Source organism: Bradyrhizobium sp., assembly GCF_049798375.1.
Taxonomy (GTDB): Bacteria; Pseudomonadota; Alphaproteobacteria; order Rhizobiales; family Xanthobacteraceae; genus Bradyrhizobium.
Window position 1 is genome coordinate 1 of the sequence record NZ_JBARGP010000671.1, and the last position, 1,918, is coordinate 1,918.

Here is a 1,918-nt window from a genome sequence, read left to right on the forward strand (position 1 = left end):
TGGACAAAACCGTTGGCGACGCCGGCGGTGCTCCAGCCTTGTCCGGCCCGGTAATCCAGCCGGGCCTGCAGGCTTGGAAGAAGTTCCGCGTCGCTCTTGCTATGTTGCACTGCCGTCGAAACAGTCATTCGCCTCGTCTGCCCAAAATCTCGACAAATCTACTCAAGCGTAGGCTTGCTATAAAGTCTAATCTTCGTTTTTAATCGGGCTCGATAAATCCGATTGATCGTATGGGGGCACTGTTGGATTTCAGATCGATCGAAACGTTCCTCTGGGTTGTAAAGCTCGGCAGCTTTCGCGGCGCAGCGCAGCGCCTCAACACCACCCAGCCCGCCATCTCTCAACGGATCGCGCAGCTCGAACGCGAGCTCGGCGTCAAACTCTTGAACCGCGACCATCGCATGGCCTCGCCGACGCCGAGCGGCCGCCAGATGCTGGTCTATGCCGAAAAGCTGATCGGGCTGCGTACCGAAATGATGGCCGAGGTCGGCGATCGCTCGGCGATGCGCGGCGTGCTGCGGCTCGGCGTCGCCGAGACCATCGTGCACACCTGGCTGCCGCGGCTGATCAAGCGCGTCAACGGTCTCTATCCGAATTTGTCGCTCGAGATCGAGGTCGACATCACGCCGAACCTGCATGCGCGCCTGCTCGCGCAGGAGATCGAGCTCGCCTTCGCGCTCGGCCCGCCCTCGGCATCGAGCGTGCGCAACCGCGTGCTGTGCGACTATCCGATCAGTTTCGTCGCCAGCCCCGCACTCGGGCTCGGCGACCAGCCATTGACCGTGGAGCAGATCGCTAGATTTCCAATCATCACCTTCCCGCGCAAGACCCAGCCCTACGAGCGCGTGCGCGCGCTGTTCAACCGCCCTGATCTGCCGCCGATCCGGCTGCATGCCAGCGCCTCGCTCGCGACCGTGATCCACATGGCGATCGAGGGGCTCGGCGTGGCCGTCATTCCCGCCGCGATTGTCGAGAACGAGTTCGCCAATGGCCGCCTGCAGGAATTGAAGACCAATTTGTTGATCCCGCCGCTGACCTTCAGCGCAAGCTGGCTGGCGTCACCGGAGATGGTGGCGATCGAACGCGTCGCCGAGCTTGCCGCGAGGACCGCGCAGAATATCGAGACGTTGGTTGACGGCGCGCTTCCGGCAGGCGATGCAAACGATGCTGAATATCAGGAAGTGAAAGCATGAGCCGAGCCATCTCCAACCTGCAGATCGATTCCGCCCGCCTGTGGGGCGCCATTCACGAGACGGCAAAGTTCGGCGCGACGCCGAAGGGCGGCGTGCGGCGGCTGACATTGAGCCAGGAAGACAAGCAGGTGCGCGACTGGTTTCGCAAAGCGTGCGAGGACGCGGGTCTCGAAGTGCATGTCGACGCGCTCGGCTCGCAGTTCGGCCTGCGCAAGGGCCGCGACATGTCGAAGCTCCCGGTCGGCATCGGCTCGCATCTCGATACCCAGCCGACCGGCGGCAAGTATGACGGCATCCTGGGCACGCTCGGCGCGCTGGAGGTGATCCGCACGCTCAATGACGCCGGCATCGAGACCGACGCGCCGATCTGCATCGCCAACTGGACCAACGAGGAAGGCTCGCGGTTCGCACCGGCGATGATGGCCTCCGCCGCCTATGTCGGTGATTTCACCGTGGATGACATCCTCTCGCGCAAGGACGCGGACGGAGTCACCGTGAGCGAGGCGCTGGATGCGATCGGCTATCGCGGCGAGACTAAGGTCGGCACGCAAAAATTCTCAGGCTTCATCGAGCTGCATATCGAGCAGGGTCCGATCCTGGAAGCCGAAGGCAAGACCATCGGCGTCGTCGATTCCGGCCAGGGCGTGCTGTGGTATGACGGCAAGATCACGGGCTTCGAGAGCCACGCCGGCACGACGCCGATGCCGCTGCGCCGCGACGCGCTG

General features: G+C 63.4%; 2 protein-coding genes. Both read left to right on the forward strand.

Features of this window, described 5'->3' with window-relative positions; translation table 11 throughout:
- Positions 1–239 precede the first annotated feature (239 nt).
- A complete protein-coding gene (locus tag WA702_RS26220; protein WP_425113453.1) occupies positions 240–1,193 on the forward strand; it encodes a LysR family transcriptional regulator in 954 nt (317 codons plus the stop codon).
- A partial coding sequence (locus WA702_RS26225; protein ID WP_425113452.1) for a Zn-dependent hydrolase occupies positions 1,190–1,918 on the forward strand: 729 nt, incomplete at its 3' end. The genes WA702_RS26220 and WA702_RS26225, both read left to right, overlap by 4 nt.